22 protein-coding genes are annotated in these 24585 nt (G+C 54.0%); 12 read left to right on the top strand and 10 right to left on the bottom strand.

Annotation, left to right across the window (positions count from 1 at the left end):
• Window positions 1-7: 7 nt before the first annotated feature.
• The 5 genes from NI000_RS27210 (at window position 8) to NI000_RS27190 (ending at window position 3516) form a co-directional block, all read left to right on the top strand.
• Complete coding sequence (locus tag NI000_RS27210) at window positions 8-481, top strand: hypothetical protein (protein WP_253414504.1); 474 nt, start codon at window positions 8-10, stop codon at window positions 479-481.
• Between the two features lie 38 nt (window positions 482-519).
• Complete coding sequence (locus tag NI000_RS27205) at window positions 520-1041, top strand: hypothetical protein (protein ID WP_253414503.1); 522 nt, start codon at window positions 520-522, stop codon at window positions 1039-1041.
• Window positions 1042-1121: 80 nt separating this feature from the next.
• Window positions 1122-2093: a hypothetical protein gene (locus NI000_RS27200; RefSeq protein WP_253414502.1), complete on the top strand. Its 972-nt coding sequence runs from the start codon at window positions 1122-1124 to the stop codon at window positions 2091-2093.
• Window positions 2094-2101: 8 nt separating this feature from the next.
• Window positions 2102-2575: a VanZ family protein gene (locus NI000_RS27195; protein ID WP_253414501.1), complete on the top strand. Its 474-nt coding sequence runs from the start codon at window positions 2102-2104 to the stop codon at window positions 2573-2575.
• A 74-nt stretch (window positions 2576-2649) separates the two neighbouring features.
• Complete coding sequence (locus tag NI000_RS27190) at window positions 2650-3516, top strand: Rpn family recombination-promoting nuclease/putative transposase (protein WP_253414500.1); 867 nt, start codon at window positions 2650-2652, stop codon at window positions 3514-3516.
• Window positions 3517-3607: 91 nt separating this feature from the next.
• Here the strand turns inward: NI000_RS27190 and NI000_RS27185 are convergent, their stop codons facing one another.
• The 3 genes from NI000_RS27185 to ilvB all read right to left on the bottom strand — a co-directional run bounded on the left by NI000_RS27185 (window position 3608) and on the right by ilvB (window position 6708).
• Window positions 3608-4174 carry a hypothetical protein gene (locus NI000_RS27185; RefSeq protein ID WP_253414499.1) on the bottom strand — a complete coding sequence of 189 codons (567 nt, stop codon included), beginning with the start codon at window positions 4172-4174 and terminating at the stop codon, window positions 3608-3610.
• A 185-nt stretch (window positions 4175-4359) separates the two neighbouring features.
• Window positions 4360-4896 (bottom strand): acetolactate synthase small subunit, encoded by a 537-nt coding sequence (gene ilvN, locus NI000_RS27180; RefSeq protein ID WP_253414498.1) that lies wholly within the window; start codon window positions 4894-4896, stop codon window positions 4360-4362.
• A gap of 3 nt (window positions 4897-4899) precedes the next feature.
• Complete coding sequence (ilvB, locus tag NI000_RS27175) at window positions 4900-6708, bottom strand: biosynthetic-type acetolactate synthase large subunit (RefSeq protein ID WP_253414497.1); 1809 nt, start codon at window positions 6706-6708, stop codon at window positions 4900-4902.
• Between the two features lie 124 nt (window positions 6709-6832).
• Here ilvB and NI000_RS27170 point away from each other — a divergent pair, with 124 nt between their 5' ends.
• Window positions 6833-8878: a helix-turn-helix domain-containing protein gene (locus tag NI000_RS27170; RefSeq protein ID WP_253414495.1), complete on the top strand. Its 2046-nt coding sequence runs from the start codon at window positions 6833-6835 to the stop codon at window positions 8876-8878.
• 76 nt (window positions 8879-8954) lie between these two features.
• On the opposite strand, the gene NI000_RS27165 is transcribed toward NI000_RS27170, so the two are convergent.
• The 5 genes from NI000_RS27165 to NI000_RS27145 all read right to left on the bottom strand — a co-directional run bounded on the left by NI000_RS27165 (window position 8955) and on the right by NI000_RS27145 (window position 16095).
• Window positions 8955-10520: a response regulator gene (locus NI000_RS27165; protein ID WP_253414494.1), complete on the bottom strand. Its 1566-nt coding sequence runs from the start codon at window positions 10518-10520 to the stop codon at window positions 8955-8957.
• Entirely contained in the window at window positions 10498-12402 is a 1905-nt protein-coding gene (locus NI000_RS27160) for a cache domain-containing sensor histidine kinase (RefSeq protein ID WP_253414493.1), read from the bottom strand. Before NI000_RS27160 ends, NI000_RS27165 begins: the two co-directional genes overlap by 23 nt.
• A 105-nt stretch (window positions 12403-12507) precedes the next feature.
• Window positions 12508-14190: an ABC transporter substrate-binding protein gene (locus tag NI000_RS27155; RefSeq protein ID WP_375541007.1), complete on the bottom strand. Its 1683-nt coding sequence runs from the start codon at window positions 14188-14190 to the stop codon at window positions 12508-12510.
• Between the two features lie 47 nt (window positions 14191-14237).
• Window positions 14238-15125, bottom strand: a complete 888-nt coding sequence (locus NI000_RS27150; RefSeq protein WP_253414491.1) for a carbohydrate ABC transporter permease — start codon at window positions 15123-15125, stop codon at window positions 14238-14240.
• A gap of 19 nt (window positions 15126-15144) precedes the next feature.
• A complete protein-coding gene (locus tag NI000_RS27145; RefSeq protein ID WP_253414524.1) occupies window positions 15145-16095 on the bottom strand; it encodes an ABC transporter permease in 951 nt (316 codons plus the stop codon).
• A gap of 260 nt (window positions 16096-16355) precedes the next feature.
• On the opposite strand from NI000_RS27145, the gene NI000_RS27140 reads away from it, so the two are divergent.
• From NI000_RS27140 to NI000_RS27125, 4 genes are read left to right on the top strand one after another with little or no spacing between them, the layout of a single operon-like run.
• Window positions 16356-18407, top strand: coding sequence for an alkaline phosphatase (locus NI000_RS27140; RefSeq protein WP_253414490.1), 2052 nt, complete (start codon window positions 16356-16358; stop codon window positions 18405-18407).
• A 59-nt stretch (window positions 18408-18466) separates the two neighbouring features.
• Window positions 18467-19390 carry a hypothetical protein gene (locus tag NI000_RS27135; protein WP_253414489.1) on the top strand — a complete coding sequence of 308 codons (924 nt, stop codon included), beginning with the start codon at window positions 18467-18469 and terminating at the stop codon, window positions 19388-19390.
• Window positions 19390-20076, top strand: a complete 687-nt coding sequence (locus NI000_RS27130) for an ABC transporter ATP-binding protein (RefSeq protein ID WP_253414488.1) — start codon at window positions 19390-19392, stop codon at window positions 20074-20076. The genes NI000_RS27135 and NI000_RS27130 overlap by 1 nt, the downstream gene beginning before the upstream one ends.
• Window positions 20077-20079: 3 nt before the next feature.
• Window positions 20080-21297, top strand: a complete 1218-nt coding sequence (locus tag NI000_RS27125; protein WP_253414487.1) for an ABC transporter permease — start codon at window positions 20080-20082, stop codon at window positions 21295-21297.
• 72 nt (window positions 21298-21369) lie between these two features.
• On the opposite strand, the gene NI000_RS27120 is transcribed toward NI000_RS27125, so the two are convergent.
• Window positions 21370-21885 (bottom strand): TlpA family protein disulfide reductase, encoded by a 516-nt coding sequence (locus tag NI000_RS27120; RefSeq protein ID WP_253414486.1) that lies wholly within the window; start codon window positions 21883-21885, stop codon window positions 21370-21372.
• Between the two features lie 144 nt (window positions 21886-22029).
• On the opposite strand from NI000_RS27120, the gene NI000_RS27115 reads away from it, so the two are divergent.
• Window positions 22030-22509 (top strand): hypothetical protein, encoded by a 480-nt coding sequence (locus NI000_RS27115; protein WP_253414485.1) that lies wholly within the window; start codon window positions 22030-22032, stop codon window positions 22507-22509.
• A 23-nt stretch (window positions 22510-22532) separates the two neighbouring features.
• Here the strand turns inward: NI000_RS27115 and NI000_RS27110 are convergent, their stop codons facing one another.
• A complete protein-coding gene (locus NI000_RS27110; RefSeq protein ID WP_253414484.1) occupies window positions 22533-23489 on the bottom strand; it encodes a hypothetical protein in 957 nt (318 codons plus the stop codon).
• A gap of 196 nt (window positions 23490-23685) precedes the next feature.
• On the opposite strand from NI000_RS27110, the gene NI000_RS27105 reads away from it, so the two are divergent.
• Window positions 23686-24519 carry a hypothetical protein gene (locus NI000_RS27105; RefSeq protein WP_253414483.1) on the top strand — a complete coding sequence of 278 codons (834 nt, stop codon included), beginning with the start codon at window positions 23686-23688 and terminating at the stop codon, window positions 24517-24519.
• Window positions 24520-24585 lie beyond the last annotated feature (66 nt).

The raw sequence follows: 24585 nt of genomic DNA, 5'->3' as shown, positions 1-24585 counted from the left end.
GGGGATAATGGAGACCGACTACGATTTTAGAAGAAGAAAGATCAAGGCACCGAACGGAAAATTAAGCATCTTGATCATCCTTCTCCTATTGGCTGCCGGAGGATACTACCTGTACCTGATGATAACCGAGAACCCGGATGCCGCTAAGAATAAGGATGTTAAGACTACGCTGGTCCAATTTTATAATGAGTTTGTGAAGAGCCGCAATGTCGGCCCTGCGGCTAAATATATTTATCGTAACGATGGGCAGCTCGTTGTCAATTACCGTTTTTATTACTGGGATATACAATCGTACCGGATCAAAAAAATTCAAGACATCGAAGCCTACAAAAAGAAAGGCATCGTCGAAGTCCGGACCCTGAATTGGGAGTCCAAGGAATCCAAGTATACGGATACCGTGACGCTCGAATACATCGAAGGCCGGTGGCAAATTACGAATTATTGGAGCACCAGTTCGGACGGTTGGCCGAAGCTGCCATAGCGGGGGAAGCATGAGTATTTAGGGACGTTCATAAAGTATTGAAGCATTTTGAAACCCATTTGTTCGCTTCCGAAACGCCCAGCGACAAAGTAACGATCCTGCGAAGCATACGGACTATTTGGCATGATATTGAAAAATATTCCAAGAATATTTTTCCTGCGAAAACGGCTGAATTATCCCATATCATTCATTGCATCCCTGCCGACGATCTGGCGATTACGAGAAAGATGTATGAGAGCGCTATCGGCCAATTTGTACGTTTAAAGGACGCTTGGCAACATGAAAAAGAGATTAAATCGTTTTATTCGCGGTTATTCCGGCTCTTGGAGGAATTGCTGCTGTTCAATAAAGATTGGGATGAATGCTGCGAGTTATGCCAGGGGGCCTTGTTTTATTATATTGAAGAGTGCAGGCAAATTGTCCTGAAGCAATGCCGCAGCTGCGGAAATGTTTACGATGCCGAAACGAACGAAAGGCTGCCGATTCGTCATGCTTATGAGCTGCGAATTGCCCTTAGAAGCGATCTCTCGCACATACTCGGACCCGATGAATGGATTTAAGCAAGAATTGGAACTTCTTGTTAAAATGAACCGTCTGTATTTAAAAAGCCACTACTTTTATTTTTCGGGAGGTCACGTCATTGAATTATACTTCGTTTTATGTCGATCTGGCTCAGCAATATGCGCAGCAGCAGCCGATCGCGCAGCAGGTTGGCGCTTTGGCAGGCGGCTCTGTGGGGCGCGGCGAAGCGGATCGGTTCAGTGACTTGGACTTAAATGTCTATACGTCGAACCAAGAACAGCCGCATTACAGCGCCAATGTGCTATTTCAGGAGCACGTCATTCAGCTTCATGTCCACCCGCTGCCGCAGATGGAGCAAATTATCGGTTCCCCGTGGGATTTCCGCTTTCTGGAGGAAGCCCGCATCGTTTCGGACCCTTCAGGACTGCTGCAAGCTTTGATCGCCGATGCTTCGGCATATTTTCAATCGCCGCAAGGCAGAGAACGGATGCTATCGCAGGCCAAGGCCGAGATAGCCGAACATCAAGCTTGGTTTCAGGAAAGTCTCGATGCCCAAGAACCGTTGACGGCTAGCTTCGCCGCCGATGCCGTTTGGGCAGATGCGGCACAAGCCTACGCTTATTTTGTCCATGGCGCGATGTCGACCGGAGGATTGCTGCCGATCATGAGACAGCTGGACTTGTACCCGGCCTACCGGGAAATTCGGTTCGGTGCGGGCAGTATCGAGCCCGACAAACTGCTCGCGTCGCTTCAGGCATACCGCGCTTACTTGCGCGAGCGGAGCGGCGATGCGGATGCCTTTGCGCTGCAATCCGTGCAAGACGAGCTCGCGGCCCGCAAGGCAGCGAGGTATCGTGAAACAGGCGACCCGGATAATCTCGCTTGGCAGCTTTATGCCGAGGCCTTCTGGTGTTATCTTGCCCTTGGGGACGGCCAAACGTTCGAACAGTATGTCCGGAAGCTGCCGGAAGCGATGCAGACGCACCTTGTCACGCTCGGCTTCCGAACGTATTCGGAGGAGCAAATGCATACCTTACTGAAACAAGCGGAGCACTTGATCGGTCTTTGCGAAGAAGGCCGGGTGCGCTAACGAACCTTATGAGGAGAAAAAAGAAAGGAGCTCGCAATCTATGGGCCGCCGCCGCATTCATCTTGTATACGTCCTGCATGCTGTACATGATGTTTGTCGGGTTCGGACGGTCCGTTCATGCGGACGAGCTCCGTTACAACCTGCATCCTTTTCGCACAATCGGCAATTATTTCATTTATTTTGATTCCTATGCGTTTTCCATTGTGCTCATCAATCTCGGCGGCAACATCGGGATGTTTATTCCCTTCGGAATTTTGCTGCCGCTCTTGTTCCGCAGCTGTCGCACGTTTGCCCGCTTTTCACTCGGCTTCATCGTTCCGCTAATCGCTGTTGAGTTTCTGCAGACGGTACTGCGTGTCGGTTCCGGCGATATCGACGACGTCATTCTTAATTACGCGGGCGCCTCTCTCGGGTATGTGCTGTATAGGGTTGTCTTTGGCAGGAGACGCCACAAAGGATCGCCCGGTATTTCCATGGTGTGAGAATATATTGTCCATATGTCTGAACGTTTTCCGTCGTGGTATAATAAAATGGCAAACGAAATGGAGTTGAGAGGATGACCAACAGACTTGACCCTAAAGTCGATTTCGTTTTCAAACGCATTTTCGGTGTTGAAGAAAATAAAGACGTACTGTTGGATTTTTTGAATGTAACCTTGAGAGAAAGCGAGCCTTCTCCGATCACGGACATTCAGCTCCTCAACCCGTATATTGATAAAAACGCGCTGCACGACAAGCAATCAATTCTCGATCTTCATGCCCGCACGGCGGACGGAAAGCAAGTAAACATCGAAATTCAACTGTTCAACCGGTACGATATAGAGAAACGGACGTTGTACTACTGGAGCAAAATGTATTCCAGCCAGCTTGAAGAAGGACAAAAATATAAAGATTTGAAGAAGACGATTACCATTAACATCTTAAATTTCAACTTTATCCCGAATGATCGTTACTATAATCTTTTTCATTTGCGGGAACACCATAGCGGATTGAGGCTTACCGATGATATCGAGATTCATTTCATGGAACTGCCCAAGCTGCAATCGCAGAGGGCCAGCTTATCCGATAAGCTGGTGAAATGGTTATTGTTCCTGAAAGGCGTAGATAAACAAGAACTATGGGAGGTCATCGCCATGAACGAACCGACATTGCAAAAAGCGATGGATACACTGGAGTTTCTGAGCCAGAACGAAGAAGCCCGCCGATTGTATGAAATGCGGCAAAAAGCGCTGCACGACGAAGCGTCCATGATCGATGGAGCCAAGGAAGAAGGTAAGCGCGAAGGTAAGCTGGAAGGAAAACGGGAAAAAGAAATTGAAGTCGTCAAAAATTTGCTGGAGATGGGCATGGATGTGGCCAAAATCGCCAAAGCGACAGGATTACCCGAAAGCGAAGTCAAAAAACTAAAAGAGCAGTTTCACTAATCTCCCCTGCCAAAAATTCATCTGTCATTCAAGAAAACACGTTCAATAGGACGTGTTTTCTTCTTGAACCCCGCTGCCTTTGCAGCCCCGTTTAATCTTCACCCTCCGCATCCTCTTCCCTCTCGACTTCGAACGTTTCCATCCAATATTTCGCCCGAAACGCCACCATTTCATTCGGCGAATCGACGAAAGGCGAAATAAACTCTTCTGCGCCTTCGTCGTTCCACACAATCGTTTCAAAATATTTCTCAATCACCGCATGGCACCAAGACGGATTCATCGGTTCTATACGTTGTTTCAGCCCCGGTATGGCTAACTCCGTAATCTCTTCAGGCATATATTCGATGGCGTCCAATGCCCAATAATGGGGAGCGTTGGCATCCTCTTCATCCAAGATTCGCAGCAAATAATCGATATAAGCGGGAGACGGATGGTTCAGCACCGACCCGATCCAATAGTGAGCATGCACCCATGCTTTCGTGACCAGATTTTCTGAAATGTAGGCAATGATTTCTTTCTGAACTTCCGCTGGATCCAATTCGCCCACTCGATCTATCAGCTCGTAAAGCAGCTTATGCGCCTCATTGTAATCTGCGGCATGCTCCATTTTATGTACATAGATCGTGATAAGTCTTGCTAGCGAACCCGATTCCTCCATAAACTTCTCTCCATCTCTTGATCGTTTTGTACAAAAGGATAAGGATTTATTAAGCATGGCACTTAGGCGTATACGGTCTCCAGCCCGCTATGAGCTAGTGTATATGCTACAGCATACGTTACTAGCACTCCCTCGGAGCCGTTTCCGTTTGCGATGCCGGTCCTTTTGCTATGATCCATTATCCCTCAAGCTAAGCTGGAAAGAAAAGGGGAACTTTCGTTAAAGGAAGCGATACCCGCTTGGCCTTCGCCGCGGTTCATGGCCGTCTCCCCCGTACGGGTCAGCTCCAGAATGCCGTACGGCTTCAGGACGTGCAGAAACGCATTGTTTTTGTCCGTGTCTCCGACGACCTGAACGACGACCGAGTTTGTGCCGATGTCAATGACCGAGCACCGGAACGTCTCGACGATGCCGAAAATTTCCGGCCGGGTGGCGGGCTCCACCCGCAGCTTCACCAGCATCAGCTCCCGCGAAACCATCGGATAGCGGCTGACATGGACGACTCCGATCACGTCGATGAGCTTCTCCAACTGGCGGCCGATTTGCTCCAGCGTCGTGTCGGTTCCCTTCAGCGTAATGACGACCCGCGACAGCCCTTCCTCTTCGGCCGTGCCGACGGAGATGCTATCGATGTTGTAGCCTCGGCGCCCGAACAGTCCGCAAATGCGCTGCAGCACTCCGGGGTGGTTGTTGACGAGGATGGAAATCGTGTGCTTTTGCATGCCCTACTCCGCCTCCAATATCATATCGCTTAGCGTCTGCCCTTGCGGAATCATCGGAAATACCAGCTCGTCCTTGGACACTTGAAAATCGATCAGCACCGGCACCGGCGTGTCCAGCGCTTCCTGCCACGCCTGTTCCGCTTCCCGTTTGTCAGACGCTCGCAGCCCTTTGACCCCGTACGCTTCGGCTAATTTGACGAAGTCCGGGCTACCGGACAGATCGATATGGCTGTACCGGCCGTCGTAGATCAGCTCCTGCCACTGCTTGATCATGCCGAGCGTCCGGTTGTTGATGACGACGATCTTGACCGGAATGTGATGAATGGCGCAAATCGCCAGCTCCTGCGCGCACATCTGCATGCCCCCGTCCCCGTTGACCGAAACGACCAACCGGCCGGGATGCCCCACCTGCGCCCCGATGGCCGAAGGAAAGCCGAACCCCATTGTGCCCAAGCCGCCGGAGGTAAGCAGGGAACGGGGATGCTTGAATTTGTAAAATTGCGCCGTCCACATCTGATGCTGCCCGACATCCGTCGTCACGATCGCTTCGCCGTCCGTCGTTCGCGAGATCATCTCCAGCACGTACTGCGGCTTCAGCTCCGTCTCGGAATCGCGATAGGTCAACGGATAGTCCGCCTTCCACCGCTTCACTTGCTCCAGCCAAGCTCCTTCCTTCGGCCGGATGCCCGAAGACAAGGCGTTCGCAGCTTGTAGAACCTGCCGGGCGTCGCCTGTGATGGGCAGCGCGGTCGGCACCAATTTGCCGATCTCCGCGGCATCGATATCAATGTGCGCGATCGTGGCCTGAGGCGCGAAGCCGTCGAGACGCATGGTAACGCGGTCGTCGAACCGGGCACCGACCGAGAGTAGGAAGTCGCAGCGCAGCAGCGCCTGATTCGCCGCATACGTCCCGTGCATGCCCGGCATGCCGAGCCACAGCTCGTTCCCGCTTGGAAAAGCGCCCAGCCCAAGCAGCGTCGTCGTCACCGAAACGTTCAGCCTGCTGGCGAACGCCGTCAGCTCCTCCGCCGCACCCGCCTGCACTGCCCCGCCTCCGGCGAGAATCAGCGGCCGCTCCGCCGCTTCGATCGCCCGCAGCAGCTCTTCCACCTCGCTTGCTTTGGCCTCCCGCACCGGACGGTATCCCCGCACGGACACCGTCTCCGGGTACCGGAAAGCCGTGATTGCCGCCGAGACGTCCTTCGGAATGTCCACCAGCACGGGACCTTTGCGGCCCGTTCCGGCGATGTGGAACGCTTCCCGCAGGATCGTAGCCAGTTCTTCCACCTTACGGACGAAATAGCTGTGCTTCGTAATCGGCTGGGTGATACCGACGATGTCGGCTTCCTGGAAGGCATCTGTGCCGATCAGTGAAGTCGCCACATTGCCGGTGATGACGACCAGCGGGATCGAATCCATGTGCGCGGTCGCGATGCCCGTAACCAGATTGGTCGCTCCCGGCCCCGACGTCGCCAGGCAGACGCCGATTTTGCCGGTGGCACGGGCGTATCCGTCGGCGGCGTGAATGGCCCCCTGCTCGTGCCGGGTGAGAATATGGCGGAAATGCGGATTCCCGTGCATCGCGTCATAAATGTACAACACCGCGCCTCCGGGGTAACCGAATACGCATTCCACCCCTTCGAGCAGCAAAGTGCGGAGCAAAATCTCCGAACCGCTGACCCGGTCCGGGGCAAGCAGCTTGGCACGAAGCGCCTCCCGTTCGGCGAGATCCCCCTGTCCGCTGTAACATTCCGGGCCTTGCCCGGCTCCAAAGCCGCTCAAGCGGCGCGCTTCCGTATCGAATGTGCTCATCGTCCTGCCTCCGTTTTATGAGATTACGGTTACTTTATCACGGGGTCGTAGAAGCAGGTACTACCCATTGGTTGACACTAATAGTATACTTTGTGATAAAAAACCGGCGGCAGGTGAGGACTCGTTGGAGACGAAACGAACGGAACAAGCTTCTGCTTTTCAAACGATAGGGGAACGGCTGGAGCGCTGGCATGCGGACGATTTTGTCGGCAGGGCGTTCGAGCTTGGGGTGTTCGAGCAATACGTGACGCAGCTGGCAAGCCGTCAGGAACGGATTATTAATGTGTACGCCACCGGAGGGATGGGCAAAACGCAGCTGCTGGAGCGGTTCCGGCGAAGCGCGGCGGACCACGGGGCTTGTTATTTGGGGATCGATATGCGGGATTATTTGAACAATCCGGCCGCCGTCTGCGGGCACCTTCTGCTTGAGCTGGGAGCACCGGTTAATCCGGAGGAGCCCGCGCTGCTGGAGCAGTGCTTGGATAGCATCCGGCAAAAGGCGGAGGAAACGCGCATCATCCTTGGCATCGATCACTATGAGGAGGCGGGCAGCCTCGACCGATGGTTTCGCGAGACGTTCATCCCGAGGCTTCATGCGAATATTCTTCTCGTGATCGCAGGGCGTTTTCCATTGGCAGGGTCTTGGCAGCTTTCATCCGCCTGGCAGAGGCTAATTGTACCGCTTCCGTTGTCCGAGCTCAGCTACGAAGAAACGCAAGACTGGCTGCTGCAAAACGGCATCACCGACGAAAAGCTTCAGGAAGCGGTATGGATGCGGACGTTCGGGCACCCGCTCTCGCTATCGCTCCTCGGCCCGATTGCTCGCGCAGATAGCTCCCCCCTCGCAAGTTCGGGAGACCCGCTGGAAGACCTTCTACGCCAGTGGCTGCGGGAAGCGCCGGACGACGAGCTCCGCAGGCTGATCCTGACCGCATCCGTCCCGCGGACGTTTAACCAGGAGTTGCTGACGCTGCTTGAGGAGCGGGACGTGCCCTTTTCGCTGTTCGACCGGCTGATCCGTCTGTCGTTCGTACGGCGCTGCTCCGGCGGCTGGCAAATGCACGATTTGGTCCGGGAAACGATCCGGCTCACCTTCCGGGAGCGGATGCCGCAAACCTTCGAACAGTATGGCAAAAAACTGGTCGAAACGTATTATTCGCGGATTGTCCGCGCGATTCCCTTCAAGCAGGACGTGTCGTGGGAGATCGCCGAGATGATTCCTCACACGGACAATCCGGTGCTGCGGGCCCATTTTCGCCATGCCCCGGGGTCGGGGAACTATCTGGAAACGATTGATGCGCACAACCTGAACGATGCGGAAAATTATATCGACCGGCGCAAACGGGAAGCCCGCAGCTGGAAAATCGCCTGCTCGGACCCGGAATCGGACACGTTGTTCCGCTTCACGATGACGGCGGAGCAGACGCTGTACCGACTGACGGGGCTCGAGCTGCCCCGGATGCTGCAGCTTGGCTGCGAGCTGCGCCTGCTCCGCAGCCCCGAAGGCCGCGTCGCCGGCTTGATGGCCGCCGTGCCGATTCACGAGCGGACGCTCGATTTTCTCGCGCAGTCGCCGATATCCGGCGCGTATTTCGCCAGCTTGCCGCCGGGCGAACAGGCACGGTACCGCACGCCGCCGGAGCAAGCGTCCGGCACGTTTCTGTTTACGATCGATGTGGAAAATCTGGAAAAAGAAGAGCTGCGTTCGGACATTATCCGCCTGCTTTTCGAATCCATGATGGCCGGCAAGGTGCTGCTTACCTCCCCGCCCCCGCTCGATTACTACAAGCTCGCTTTCCGCAGCCTCGGCTTCGAGACGGTTCCCGGGGCGGAGCACCGCGGCTATGACGGCACGACCCCGACTCCCACGTACCGGGTGGATACGCGCAAGGAAAAGCTGGCCGCGTTTCTGGACCGACTGATCCGCAGCTCCAAGGAACACGCTCCGTCTTCGCCGGGGCCGGTGGCCGGGGAAGCCTTGGACTTCACGCCCAGAGAGCGCGAAGTCGCCGACCTGCTCGTACGCGGCGATACGAATGCGCAAATCGCAGCCGCCCTGTACATCAGCGAGGTTGCCGTGAAGAAGCACGTCAATGCGATGCTGCAAAAGACCGGGCTGAAAAACCGGACGCAATTGGCGGCCAAAATATTGGACAGCCGCAACGGGTAACCATTTGGGCCATTCCCGCTTGCGGTGCCGGTCCTGCCTGCTACGGAAAGCCGGACGATTCGTTCAGCGGAAGCCACTACCGCTTCAGCGCTTCGTGCAGCTCCCGGTATTCCTGCGGGCTGATCCCCTCCATTTCCTTGAATACGCGGCTGAAATGCTTCGTATTCTCGAACCCGGTCATCCCGCTGATCTCGTACACTTTGAGTCCGGTCGTGACAAGCAGCTCCTTGGCTTTGTCAATGCGCAGCTTTTTCAAATAGCTCACGAAGCTCTCGCCGGTATATTCTTTAAAGGCTTGGCTGAAATAGGAATAGTTCAACGACACGTGATTGGAAACGACGGCCATGTTCAAATCTTTATGGAAATTATCTTGCATATACTGCACAGCCTGCTTCATTTCTTTGTGATCGATATGGAACGTCTTCATGCTGCGCACATAGTCATCGAGCCGATGCAGCAGCCCCTCCACGCTGTGGTAATAATCGTGAAAATAATAAAAATTCCAAAGGTCCCCGACCTTCTTGAATAACCGGAGAATCTCGACCGATTCGCCCCCGTAAACGTGAAACACCTTGTCAAAAATCAGCTCGTTGAACGCGCGGCTGACGCCTTCCAAATACGCAATATCGTATCGCGCCACCGTCCGGATATCGAGCACTTCCATCAGCAGCGACGTTATTTCCTTCTCCCGGCCTGTGCCCAGCATATTGGCCAGCTTTCTGATCTTGTCCGCAGGGATCGCAAAGTCCCTGCTCTTCCCGGCGATGCACTCGTAGGAGACGACCCCCGGCGCAGATTGAAGAAACGTATATTTCAGCGCCTGCTCCGCCTCTTGATAAGCCGTCCGCAAGCGCGCGACGCCTTGGGTATAGCCGCTCACTCCCATGCTGTATGCGAAATAACCCGTTTCTGCGATGCGTCCGGCCAAAAATTGAAAGAGCTCGCGGCGCTGTGCGATCAGCACAAGCTGATTCTCCTTATCCCATACGTGCGCACGCTGCTGTCCAGCCGACTCAGGAGCGTTTTCCAGCTCGGCTTGAATGCGCCCCAGAAATTCGGGCGGCCCCATCCCCTGGACGGAACCGCGATATTGCAGCACCGCAAGCTGAAAGCCCTCCACCAGCCACTCCAGACCGCATCCCTTCAGCCGCTCCAACAGCCCCGGCTCGTCCGGATGCGGATGGCGCAGCAAATAGCTTAGCTGACTTTCCCGATAGGCTTCCTGCTGCCGCATTGAACTCGTCAATTGTTCGTCGATGCGCTCCCTCTGCTTCAGCTCCTTCTCCAGCTTCAGCATCGTCCGGGCCAGCTCGTCACGGACGATCGGCTTGAGCAAATATTCCGACACATCGCAGCGGATCGCTTCTTGAGCGTATGGAAAGTCATCGTGGCCGCTCAAAATAACGACGGCCGGCTTCCGCTCCAGCTCCTGAATCCGCTGAATCAGCGCAATCCCGTCCATCACCGGCATCCGGATGTCTGTAATCACGACATCCATGGAGGCCCGATACAAAATCTCCAGCGCCTCCGCCCCGTCTTCGGCAAAATCGAACGTATAAGCGTCCGGGAACAGGCGGTCGATCATCGCTTTCAACCCGAGCCTAATATTTTTCTCATCGTCAACGATAAGCACTTTTCTCATCTGCAGACAACCCTCCCGATAAAATCAAATAGGGCAGCTTTATCGTCACCCGGGTGTAAGCTCCCTCCTCGCTGTCCACGGTCAGTCCGTACTCGCCGCCGTAATGCATGGCGATCCTTTGCATCACATTGCGCAGGCCGATCCCTCTGCCTTCCTGCTCCCCGGATAACCGCTGTCCATATTGGACCTGGAATCGAACATCGTCCATAACGAGCTTCTCGCGCAGCTCGGCAAGCTTCTCCCCCGGCATGCCGGCCCCGTTGTCCGTCACCTCAATGTACGTCGATTCGTCCCCTCTCCAAGCCCGAATCCGAATCGCAATCCCCTCCCGTCGTGTGCGCTCTGTCCGCATGCCGTGCTTAACCGCATTTTCCACAAGAGGCTGCAGCGACATCTTCAGCATCTCCTGCTCCCGGTATCCTTCGGGAATATCCAGCTGCAGGTCGAGCTTATCGTCATAGCGCATATTCATAATGGCGATGTAGTTGCGGATGTGCTGCAATTCGTCCCGAAGCTGCACGTATTCGCTCGACCACTTCAGGCTGTAGCGCATCAATGCCCCGAGAGAGGTCAACGCGTCCGAGATGGTGTACTGCGCCTCCACTTCGGCCAGCATCTTCAGATTCTCCAGCGTATTGTAGAGGAAATGGGCGTCGATCTGATTTTTAAGAGCATGCAGCTCCGCCTCCTTCGTCGCCGCTTGTTTATTCACCGCTTCCACGATCAGCTCGTTCATTTTCTTCATCATCTGCCGAAAATGATGCGCAAGCTCGCCTACCTCGCCGCCCGCATCGATATCGATCTGCACATTCAGATCTCCCCGGCGCACCTTTTTCATCGAATCGCGCAAAATGTGCAGCTTTTTCAAGATCAGCGACTGCAAAAAATAAGTGATCACGGACAAGAGCGCGATGAGGACGACCGCTGCGGCGATGAAGAGATTGCGCGTATGCCGAATTTGCGTCACCTGATTTTCTAGAGATACGACATTGAGCAGATAGGCGTCCATCTGGTCGATCGGCGTCGTCAGGCACAAATACGGCGTGTCCCCGACCGTAAACGTAAAGCTGGCCCCTTCCTCATGAGGACGCTCCGCCCAATCGCGCCGAAGCCGCTCCAAGTCGATATCCTTGAAAAAAGCGCTGCCCGTGTCGGTGAACATTCGTCCCGAACGGTCGATAACCAGCATGCGGGACTGATCGTCTTGAAGGGGACTGAACACTTTTTGAAAAAACTTATCGATTTTCATGTCCACCTCAAGAATGCCGACATGCTTGTCGCTCGGGTAATAAATTTCTTTCAACAGCGAGACATAGGTCGACGCAGCCCGGTTGTCCGCCGTGGCCCGGTTCATGATGTCTTTTTCATCCTTCAAAATCTCCCAAAGGAATTCGCCCCGCTGCTCCAGTACGCTCTTGTACCACGGCCTTGCAGAGATCCGGCTTTCATGGAAAATCATCGGCCAGATTTCCATCGTATTCGGATTATTCGTAAACAGGCGGACATTCGTAATGTTAGGGTTATTAAACATGAGCCTTTGCAAATTGGAGAACGACTTGGCATTGAAATCGACGAGCTCGGGAACCTCCAGATCGTCCGGGCTTTGCATATAATTCATGAGCTCTTTGTTCGCCGTGTAGAACTGTGCCGTGCGTAGCATGATTTCCATATTATTCAAAATATACGCTTTCTCGCTGGACAGCGCATATTGATTTTTCTTGAGCGTATCTTGAATCGTATTATGATAAAAGCCGTTGAATATATACCATGAAAACAAAATGATAGGGATCAAAATAATGAAAATATAGGCCCCGATCAGCTTGAACTGTATGGAAATGCGGTCCGTCAATCTGGCAAGCCTTATGCTCCGCATGCTTTTCATTTTCGTCCCCAGCCTTTATCCGACGTTTGTTCTCTTATTTTAATACGGAAATATGAAAAAAGCCCGGAGCCCCGGAAGCCGGGCTCGCGGGCCGAACCGCTCGAACTACTTGGCGAATTGCGCAATCTTTTGGCTGTTGGCCTCGAATTCTTTTTGCTGGTACGCTCTCACCTTCTCCAATCCGGCGGTCTGCCGATCCTTCTGAAATTTGTCGAAGAGCTGATCGAACTCCGCATCGGACTTGGCAAGCAGCAGCTTCGGCAGCGCCTTGCCCCAGAGCTGGGCAATCTTCGTGTTGGCGATCCCTTCGACGGAGTTGCCTGTCGGCACGATGTTATCGTATTGCGAGAAGCTCTTCGTCTTGCCCCGGGTCCACGCTTCCGGCTGCTTGATCGGATCGACGCTGGGAGGCGCCCATTTGAGGCTCATGTTCGTATCCATCAGCATCCAGAAGGTATGGGAGGCGCCGTACTTCTTGTCGAAAGCGGAGCGGTCTTTGTTCAGCATCTCCAGCGCTTCGGGCTTGAATTGGTCTTTTCCGTCAATGGTATCGTAGCTGATGCCCTTTTCGCCCAAGAACAGATCCTTATTCCCTTCTTCGCTGATCAGGTAACTGAGGAACTTGATCGCTCTCGCCTTGTCTTTCACATCCTTGGAGATGAGCGTCACCGTCCAGCCGGCAATTCCCGGACCTGCCAACGTCGGCGGGTCCTGCTTCGCGTTGGCCGGTCCGTCGATGGCAATGTAGGCCGTGTTCGGATCTTTCTGATACAGCGAAATATTTTGATTGGCCATATCGGAGCGTTGGAACAGCATGGCGAAGTATCGGCCCTGGGCGATTTTCTCCTCCATTTGCGGACGTTTGTCGATGAAAACGTCTTTGGCGAGCAGGCCGAGTTCGTTGGCTTGGCGGAACGTCTTCAGCCACTTCACCAATTCGGGGTCGGTATACCGGTCGTACAGCTTGCCGTCCTTTTCGTAAGGAACCGCCAGAAAGTTAGCCAGCATCGAGGAATTCTGGTTCGCATCAAACAGCGAGTAGTTGCCGGTATCTCCAAACTCGTGCAGCCCCAGCGGAATAAGCGGCTGGCCGTTCACGCTCGGGAATTTCTCCTTCGCCGCCTGCAGCGCCTTCAGAAAGCCTTCCGGCGTTCTCATATCCGGCTTGCCGAGAGCTTCGTACATATCTTTGCGGACCAGAAAGGTCTGGTTGGAAACGAAATTCTCCCCGTATTTCTTGTAATCCTGCGGGGACGAGGACGCGTTCGGATACCCGTAGAAATGGCCGTCCTTCTGCGTATACCAAGTGGTCTTAGCCGGGTCCGTTACCTTGAAGAAGTACGGGTCGTATTGCTTCGCCAACTCGTCCAGAGGCAGAACCATGCCCCCTTCGATCATTTTCTTGACCGCGTCTTCGTACCACCCCAGCGTAATGAAATCGGGCAGCTTGCCGGAAGCGATCATCGTATTCAGCTTTTCGTTTTCGTTGCCGGCCGGAACGATAAAGTTGATGTTCACGCCCGTTTTCTTCGTGACGTATTGGGAGGTCGGATCGACGCCCCACTTGTTCGGAAACCAGGAGAAATTCAAATACCAGTCGAACGTAATCGGCTTCGTGTCGGACTTCCAGCCCGGCTCGTCGGGATTTCCGGCCGGAGCCGCCGTGTCCGCGGAAGCGGTTTTCGCCTCTTTGGCCGGTTCGTTGCCGCGATCTGCGGAACATGCGCTCACGGATACGGCCGTGACCAAGGCAAGCAGCATAGCGAGCGTTTTGCGCGTTTTACTCATACCCATCTGCGTTTTCCCCTTTTCTGTATCATCATAGTTATATGGAATCAGCCCTTGATAGAGCCGATCATGAAGCCTTTCACAAAATATTTCTGCAAAAACGGATACACGATCACGATCGGCAAGGACGTAATGACCATCGTCGCCAGCTTGATCGACTGGGAAGACACGGACTTCGCGATAGTGCCGGAGGTGGCGGCCATCATCTGATTGGAGCTGGACTGGGCCACGACTCTGTACAGATACGTCTGGATCGGCTGAAGCTCGCTTTGATTGATGTAGATCATTCCCGTAAAGTAATCGTTCCACTGGTACACGCCGTGGAAAAGCGCAATCGTCGCAACGACGGGCATCGAGACCGGGAGAATGACCGAGCGGAAAATTTTGAAGTCGTTCGCCCCGTCCAGCTTCGCCGCCTCCTCCAGCCCGTCGGGAATCTCCCGAAAAAACGCCTGGAAAACGATCAGATCGAAGAAGCTGAACATCGCCGGAATGATGTAGACCCAGAAGCTGTCGAGCAGCCCCAAATCCCGAATGAGCAAGTACGAGGGAATGAGCCCGCCGCTAAAAAACAACGTGATCGTGCCCAGCATCATATAAGCCCGGCGTCCGATCAGTTCTTTGCGCGAAAACGCATACGCCACCATGGCGGTGAACAGCACGTGCACGACCGTTCCGACGACCGTCTTGGCGACCGTCACGCCCATCGCCAGCATAATGCCGTCGTTGGCGAATACGGCCAGATAGCTGTCGAAGCTGAACATGCGCGGCCACCAATAAATGCCGCCCCGCATCGCGTCGTTGCCGTCGTTCAGGGAATTCACGAGCACATACCAGATCGGGTACAGCGTGACGAAGCAGATCACGAGCATGAAGACATCGTTCAGCCGGTCGAATATAACCTCACGCAGCGTTCTGCGGTTCATGGAAACCATCTTGCGATCCTCTCCTTTCCTAGAATAGGGACGTGTTATTCAATCGCTTCGTGATGTAGTTTGCCGAGAGCAGGAGAGCGAGCGAAATGAACGATTTGAGCAAGCCTACGGCCGTTGCATAGGAGAAGCGGCTTTGCTTCAGCCCGACCTGATACACGTACACGTCGACGACGTTGCTGGCGCTCTCATTCAATTGGTTTTTGAGCACGAGAATCTGGTCGAAGTTCGAATTCAAAATGCCGCTGACGGCGAGAATGAACAGAATAGTAATCGTGCCTTTGATCGCCGGGAGTGTCACGTAAATCATTTTCTGGAACCGGCCTGCCCCGTCAATCGTCGCCGCTTCGTACATTTCCGGAGAAACGCCGGAGATGGCGGCTAAATAAATGATAGCGGACCAGCCCAGCTCCTTCCATATGTCCGAGGTGACGATAATGGTCCAGAAATAGTCGGGCTCGGCCAAATAGCTGATCGGCTCCTCGATAAGGTTCATGGCCAGGAGCAGCCGGTTGACGATCCCGACGTCGGCCAGCCAGGTCGCCAAAATGCCCCCCAGAATGACCCAGGACAGAAAATGGGGTAAATAAGAGATCGTTTGCACCGCCTTCTTGTAGCGTACGGAGCGCAGTTCGTTCAGGAAGAGCGCGAAGACGATCGGCAGCGGGAATCCGAAGAGCAGCTTAAGCACGCTCATTCCGATTGTATTTTTGACCACATCGGCCAAGCTGTCGTCTTCCAGAAAAGCTTTGAAATGCTCCAGTCCCACCCAGGGCGCTGCGGAAATCGACGCCGTGATATTGAAATCCTTGAAGGCAATGACAATGCCGTACATGGGGACATAGTTGAAAACGACGATCCATAGGACGCCAAGCAGCGCCATAATTTGCAGATGACGCTGTCCGTAGAGCCTGCGAAGCAGCTTGGATGCCGACCGGCTCAGGGCTTCCGGCTCTTGGCGCCGAATCGGCATATCTGTCTTGGGATTCAAATCTACTGCACCTCCGGCTCGCACCTTCGTAATGTAAGCATTTTCATCACTTTCATTGTAGAGGGCCGCCGCTTCCGGCGTAAGGAGTAAAATTTCGGCTGGGGTTGCTTTTTTTCGGGTTTTGTTCCTCTTGGGACAAGCAAGTCAAATTCTTCATAATTTCTTAACGTAATCATTCATTCCCCTTTACACAACTTGCCTATAATCGAGTTGTCCAATTCTAGTGGAGGTGCTTATTTATAATGAAAAAGGCTTTTAAAGTCTTAACCAGCATCGCGGTCACCGGCAGCCTGCTCGCAAGCGGCACGGGATTCGTCTCCGAGCCCGTACCGGCGGCTTATGCGGCGGAAACCGCGCAGGCTCCATCCGTGTATATCGCACCTATCGACCGAGCGAAATTTTTAGCCGGAAGCCTCTTCGACTTCCGTGTGGAATTAAATCACCTGACGGCGGTGCCGTCCTCCGTCAGCATTACGGTGAACGGCAAAGATGCCGAGCAATTTTTCGGCAAGCCTTTGGTCAAAACCAACACAGACAAAAGCCAGGAGTTCACCATCCGGGACGTCAAAATCAATGAGCCCGGCACCTATGAAGTCGCCGTCAAAGCCGACAACGGCTTGGCGAAAACCGTGAAATACGAAGTCGTGCTGGCCGATCAAGGCGGCAAAAAAGCGAAAAACGTCATCCTGTTCGTCGGGGACGGCATGGCTTTCCCGGACATTACGATGTCCCGCATCATGTCCAAAGGCATCACCGAGGGCAAATACAACAGTCTGCTCGAAATGGATAAATTCGATCAGCGCGCAGTCGTGACGACCTCCGGCATGGATGCGCTCGTGACGGACTCCGCCAACAGCGCCAGCGCGTACAATACCGGCCACAAGTCCGCCGTGAACGGCCTGGGCATCTACCCGGACAATACGGAAAGCTCGCTCGACGATCCGAAGGTCGAGACGCTTGCGGAAATGCTCAAGCGCACCCGCGGCATGTCGGTCGGCGTCGTCACGACATCGGAAATCGAAGATGCCACCCCGGCGGCCGTCGTCTCCCATACGCGCAGACGCTCGGACAAGCCGGAAATCGCCGAAATGCTGTATAAGCTGCAGCCGGAAGTGATTCTGGGCGGCGGATCGGCTTATTTCCTTCCGAAATCGACGCCGGGCTCCAAACGGAAGGACGAGAAAAACCTGTTCGACATGTTCCAGCAAAAAGGCTACACCATCGCGGAGAACGCCGCCCAGTTGAAAGCGGCGAATGCGCCGGACAAGCTGCTCGGCCTGTTCCATACGTCGGACATGAGCGTCTACTACGACCGCTCGACGAACAACAAAGCGGAGCTGAAATCGTTCACAGATCAGCCGAACCTGTGGGATATGACGCAAAAAGCGCTCGATACGCTCAGCAAGAACGATAAAGGCTTCTTCCTGATGGTCGAAGGCGCAAGCATCGACAAGCAGCTTCACCCGCTGGATTGGGAGCGCGCGGCTTACGATACGATCGAGATGGATAAAGCGATCGGCGTAGCCAAGCGGTTCGCCGAGCAGAACGGCGAGACGATGATCGTCGTCACCGCAGATCACTCGCACTCCGTCAGCGTCGCGGGCACGTACTGGGAAGGCGACGGCAAGTCGGGCCGCGAAGCGTTCCGCACGTATGAGGATTCCAAATTCCCGACGTATGTCGACGGCAACGGCGACGGATTCCCGGACCATCCTGACGTAGACCGCAAGCTGGCTGTCGTGTTCGGCTCCTACCCGGATTACTACGAAGATTACAAATTCGATCCGGTGCCGACTTCCCCGTCGGTGAAAAACAAAGAAGGACGCTATGTCGCCAACCCGGCGAAGCTGGCAAATCCCGACGATCCGAACCGCGACCGTTTCCTCCGGCAGGGTACCGTTAACCCGACGACGGAAAGCGTAGGCGTGCATACGGCCGATGACGTGCCGCTGATGGCCTACGGCCCGGGGTCGCAATATTTCAAAGGCACGATGGACAACACCGATGTGTTTTTCGGCATGGCTAACGCGCTTGGCCTGAACGTATCCGATGCGAAATCGGACGGAAAAAACTGGATCCCGCTGGCCAGCTTCGTCCATATGATGGTCGGTACGGTGAAGTTCAACGCGTCGACAAGAGAAATTACGATTCAAATCAACGACAGCACGGTTGTTTTGAATCTGAACAGCGGCAAAGCAACGAAGAACGGCAAAGACGTCGCGTTGGAGCATAAATTCGAGAACGGCACGACGTTCGTGTCCGGCAGCTCCATCCTGGAAGTGCTCGCGAAGTAAGAAAAGCTCGCAAGATCAAACGATAAATGGAAATTACGGAGTGAATGGAGGCGTTACCCATGCGGCTTGAACCAAGAGGCATGACCGCCCTAGCCGTCGGCCTGATCGCCGTTACGCTCCTCGTTCCCGGCTGCAATCAACCGGTTCCCCTGTCTTCCGGGGGGCCGGTTGATTCTTCCGTTTCGGCGGCAGCGTCCGCCCCGGCGGCGGAGACTTCGGCTGCCGGAGCGCAGCCGCAGCAGGCAGGCGCGGGAGAGGCCGGCAAAGCCGCTCAGCCAGCGGCGGCGGCGGATGCAGGGCAAGCGGGCGGCGGGCAGACCGCGGCTGCTGGAGCCCCGCAGGCAAGCACGAGCGAGGCCGGCGCGGGCAGTGCGGCGGCCTCCCCCGGGGCAGCGGGCACCGCGCCCGCAGGCACCGCCCCGGCGGGCGATGCGGCCACGGGGAGCGCAGCGGCTCCCGACGCGCAAGCAGCGGCCGACGCGGCTGCCAAGGGCGCTCCCGCGGCAGCCGGGACGGCATCGCCGCAGGAGAAGCCGCCTGCGGCCGAACAAGCGGCGGCCAAGCAAGCTAAACCCGAGACGACGAAAAATATCGTGAAGGAAGCGGGCAAAACGCCTGTTTTGACGTTCGAGGACCTGTATTCCGAGATGACGGTGCGCGGCGTGAAGCTATCGGACCAAGTGAATCAGTTGGCTGGCAAAAAAGTAGAAATGACCGGCTTCATGGCTCCGCCGTTGACCGCCAAAGTCAACTTTTTCGTCCTGACCAAAGTCGCGCTCACCGTCTGCCCGTTCTGCTCGACCGATGCGGACTGGCCGACGGATATCGTGGTCGTCTTTATGCCCAAGGGCAAGGACGTGACGCCGACGGAGCATCAGGTCAAAGTGACTGGCACGCTCAGCGTAGGCTCGCAAACGGACGAAGAGACCAGCTTCGTCAGCCTGATCCGCATCAACGCGGACAGCGTGGAGGTGCTGAAGTAATGCTGCATGCCGAGAACTTGACCAAATCGTACCCCCTTCCGGGCAAGCGGCAGGTGCACGTGCTGAACGTCTCCCATTTTGCCATGAGCGCAGGCGAACGGGTGGCCTTGGTTGGACCGAGCGGCTCGGGCAAAAGCACCCTGCTTCAGCTCATCGCCGGCATCCTGCGGCCTACAAGCGGCACCATCCGCCTGCTGGACCGGCAGCTCGAACGGCTGAGCGAAGCGGAGCTGGACCGCTTCCGGGCGCAGCATATCGGCTACGTGTTCCAGAGCTTCAACCTGCTGCCGGGCTTTACCGCGCTGGAGAACGTGCTGGCGGCCATGCAGTTTGGCAAAACCATCCCGCCGAAGGCGCAAAAGCAGCGCGCCGGCGAGCTGCTGGCGCAGGTCGGCCTTGAGCACCGGCTTCACCACAAGCCGGGCCAGCTCAGCGGCGGCGAGCAGCAGCGCGTCTCTATCGCGCGGGCGCTGGCGAACCGCCCGGCCCTTGTGCTGGCGGACGAGCCGACGGCCAGTCTGGACCACGCCAATGCGGAGCAGGTGTTTTCGCTGCTGGCCGAAGCCTGCGAACAGAACAGAACGGCCCTGCTGCTGTGTACCCACGACCCGGAGCTGGCCGGCAGATTGGACCGCGTCGTGAGCCTTCGGGAGCTTTCCATTTACGATACCAGAGAGGTCGGGTAATTCATGTCTTTGCTGCACATGGCTTGGCGCAACCTCATGAACCGGCGGGTCCAAACGCTCATTACCGTCATCGTCGTCAGTATCGGCGTCGCGATGACGCTCAGCATCATGATGCTCTCCGCAGGCATCAAGCAGGGCATCGTCAAAGCGAGCGAGCCGTTCGGTATGATCGTCGGCTCCAAGGGCAGCGCCAACCAGCTTGTGTTCAACACGATCTTTTTAATGGATAACCCTTTGGCGAATATTTCGCTGGATTATTACCATACGCTTGAGAACGATCCCCGGGTCACCCAGGCAGTTCCTTTTGCGCTCGGTGACAATTACAAAGGGTTCCGGCTCGTCGGCACGACCCCTTCCTTCTTCGCGCTGAAAGGGAAGCCCAGCGACCCCCCTTATTTCCAGCTCGCGGCCGGGCGGCTGTTCGACAAGCCGTTCGAAGCGGTGCTTGGCGCCAAGGTCGCCAAAGAAACCGGGCTGAAGGTCGGGGACCGGCTCATTTCGGGTCACGGCGTCGCCAAATCTTTGCAGCACGACGAAGGCCATAAGGACCATCCGTACACGATCGTCGGCATCCTGCATAGCGTATCGGCCCCTTCGGATCAAGGCATTTACGTCAGCATGGACAGCTACTGGATCAGCCATGAGCATGCGGGAGAGCAAAAACATGATGATGAAGACGAGCATGGCGTGACCGCCGCCTTGGTGAAGCCGCGAAGCTACGTGGACCTGATGAAGATGTACCAGGAGATCAATCAGGGCAAAGAGGCGCAAGCGGTGTTCCCCGGACAAGTCATTGCCAAAATCTTCGATATGATGGGCAGCGGCGAGCAAATTTTGAAATATATCAGCTACGTCGTTCTGGGAATGGCCGGGCTGACCGTCGTTCTGGCCCTGTACGGCTCCACCGTAGAACGAAGACGGACCGTCGCCATTCTGCGCGCCATTGGGGCAAGCCGCAGCGCCGTCGTCACGATCGTGCTGCTCGAATCCGTGCTGGTGGTCGTCTTCGGCTGCGTGCTCGGTACGGCGCTCGGCGGCGGACTCACCTGGCTGTTGTCGGACTATATCGGCTCGCAAATATCCGTGACCGTTGCCGTCGCGTACAGTTGGGACGTAGCTGCCGTTATCGGAGGCGTTGCGCTGCTGGGCATGATCGCGGGCATTCTCCCCGCCGTCGGCGCTTACCGGACGGAAACGGCCCGTTATTTGCACACGGCATAATCAAATTTGTAAAAAACGACGAGTCGCCCTCGCTTCAGCTCAGAAAAGGCTGAAAGAGGGCGATTCTTCGTTTTAACGCTGCAGCAGCGCCATTATTTTTTTCTCGAATGTGGCATCGTCGGCAGCACCGGTAATTTTATCCGCGATCATACCGCTGCGGTCCACCAGATAGGTTGTCGGGATCGGCACGATACGGTAGGCCTGAGCCGTCTCCGCCCGTTCATCGAGCAGCACCGGAAACGACAGGCCATGCTCCGAAACGAACGCCCGGACGGATTCGATCCGGTCCTTGGCCGTAATGTTGACCGCCACAAACTCCACCCGGTCCTTATACCGCTCATACAGCCGTGCCAACGCTGGAGCCTCCGCTTTACACGGCTCGCACCACGAGGCCCAGAAATTAATGATCAACGGCTTGCCGCGAAATTGCTCCGACGTATACGTTTGTCCGTCCAGCGCCGGAAGCGCAAAAGCGGGCGCCTGGGCTCCAATCTTCGCCGCCGTTCCAGCACGAGCCGGGAGCTTGGAATACAGCACCAAGGATACCAGCGCGACCAGAAGCAGCAGCATCCCTTTTCTTTTCATCATTTCACCGTCACCATCCGTCCTTGTCGAGCCTGTCCCCTTTATTATACCGGTCGAATGTTTTCCGAATGTCAACAAGGGGAATTGTGAAAGAACGGCCTCCAATGGTAGAATTAGGTTGCCAATGCAATTTATACGGGGGTTACCATGAATAGGTTTCGCTTACTGCTCGCTATTCCCTTATTTTTTATCGCTATCGTTGGCGTTCTGATCTTTTTCACGGACCCGTTCGCTCCCTTGAGATGGTACCTCGGTCCTCAATACAAAAATGACGCGAAAGCGTTCCTTAGCGCCGTCTCCAGCGGAGAATACGAGAAGGCTTCGAAGTCCTTGAGCCGCAATCCGCGTGCCGACGAAACCGGCAATGCCGCTAAAACCCAATGGATCTCGGCCATGCATGAGCTGAAAACACAGGGCTTCTACCCTGTCGAATATATCAATTTAAAGGTGCCTCACGACCGGGAACATATGGATGGGCGCGCCGACATCACGTTTATGGAGGACGGGAAGCGCCAATCGTATTACACCATTCTGACCTTCGACCTCGGCGGTGTGCATCAGGCCTGCATTTTCTCTCCCGAGACGAAGCATACGGAGGCTTGGAACAAGATCAACTGCCATTATTGAGCCGTAATTGAACGGATGAAACATTACCTTTCGATCGTTGCCGGAATCCGCGTACTGTCCGGCTGCTGCAGCCACGCGTTAACATCAGCCGTGAATTTAGGCGCGCCGATGACTCTTTCCATATGGACAAAATCGTGAAAGTCTTGGCTGGAATAACGATTTCTAAGATCCAGTAACGGCACGTTATACTTTTCAAGAATCCCTTGCACCCGCTTTTGAAGAGGGTCCCAATAGGACTGCGCGGGGTATGGATCGCTGAAATTTACAGGCATCCATACGACACCGACGGGAAGCTTTCGTTTCTTGCTTTCCTCCAGAACCCAGATTAAAGCATCGATATTTTCCGTAAGATCTTGGTTTATGGTCATCGCACCAAACTGTCGTTCATAGCCCTCCCATTTTTCTTTAAGCTTCTCTGGAGGAAGTTGTCCATAATAAAGCATTTTATCTGTCCACTCTTTTTCCAAAGTTATATCCAGCCTGCCCGACTTTAAATTATGTACTAAGGATTGGGTGGAACTAACCAGAGCTTGACGAATATAGTCGCGATAAAAATATACATAGGGTTCGTAAAATTGTTTAAACCAAGGATAGGTTGGGTCCGTATCCAATTTATCCAACATGATGTGGGGGTCGATCCCAATAATAAGCATTTCTTCAGGTCTAAACAGATTTTTCGTAAGAATCGCCTTTAAATCTGTTAATTTTCCGTAGGATAAACCCATTTCAACCAACGGGACAGATGATTGCTGTTCGATGAAAGCAGCAGCAACGGCAGAATTACCGAAAAACAGCGGCCCCTCTCTTTTTTGGTTATGATGTAATAACGTTTTATTAAAATCATCTTTGTAAAAAACGGATGAGGTTCGCATAGGGTCCCATCTGGAAAAGGAAATATCGACAGCGATAAAAGCGCATAAAAGTAAAATGAGAAATGAGTTAGCTTTAGCTAATTGAATCACTCTATGTCGTTTCTTCAAACTGATCACCATATTAATTAGAGTTTTAGTACATAAATAATTAACCACGAACCAGTCTCATAGATTACCTAAAATTTGTATTAAATTTTATTTGATGTATTTTTTTACAAAATAACGCAACTTTTTTTCATGAGATATAGTCTATACTAGTAGAATTCTGGCCAGAGTTCAAATTTATGGGATTGGTGGTAAGTAGATGAGAAGAGGGATTCAGATCTTACAGATTGTGGTGGTTGCATTTTTCATGAGCGTTTCAACAGCTTTTGCTTCATCATCTAACGAAGCGGAAACAAATCAAGCATTGGAGGCTGCAACAAATGCGTTCGAGGCAATGAAGGCTGGAAACGTTAATGAGTTAATCGCCAATACTAAAGACCTTAATTTTAATGACGAATCAGCACGTCGCTCACACTATGAAAAATCTTTCCAAGACCAGACCGTCACGTCCTATCAAATCATATCGGAGAATAAACTTAATGATAATAAGGTAGAATTAAAAGTGAAATTGACCCTTAGTGAGACCGGGGTTTTACCAGTTCTTCCATATTCGGTTGTAAAAGAAAATGGTACTTGGATGCTACAGATCGAACCATTAAAGATCAACTTAGAGAACTCACAAGATTATGGTAAAGTAAGTGCAGGCAAACCAATGGAGACCATCAAATTTATCGAACCTAGTTATACCGCATTCGGATCCGTTGCTTATTACAGTTTTGATAATTTGGCTACAAACAAATCGATCACAATTAATTCTGCTTATAGCATTTCCAAAAACCAAGTCACCTTCCACGGCTGGCAAACTACGCTAAGAAGCGCTACACCCAAACTTAAATATCATGTAATTAAATATTTCTTGGGACAAGAACAAAGTTACGGCAGTGCTGTTGTGTCGGGCGATATTCCGCAGTCGGGAACCTGGTATAGTGAAGTTGCTTCTGTTTCATCGACAGGAAGCAACTTCTATACCATGATTGAGAATATCAGTAATAATTTTGACTCCGCTAGCGGTGCAGGTAATGTTTACGAATAACTAAAAAATATAAAAGGGCCGACACGGCCCTTCCCAAACTTCAGACACTTGTTAGAAAGCTTTCAC

This window comes from Paenibacillus tyrphae (genome assembly GCF_024158745.1).
Lineage (GTDB): Bacteria > Bacillota > Bacilli > Paenibacillales > NBRC-103111 > Paenibacillus_G > Paenibacillus_G tyrfis_A.
The sequence above is the reverse complement of the archived record's forward strand: the minus strand, read 5'-3'. Positions and strand labels throughout refer to the sequence as shown.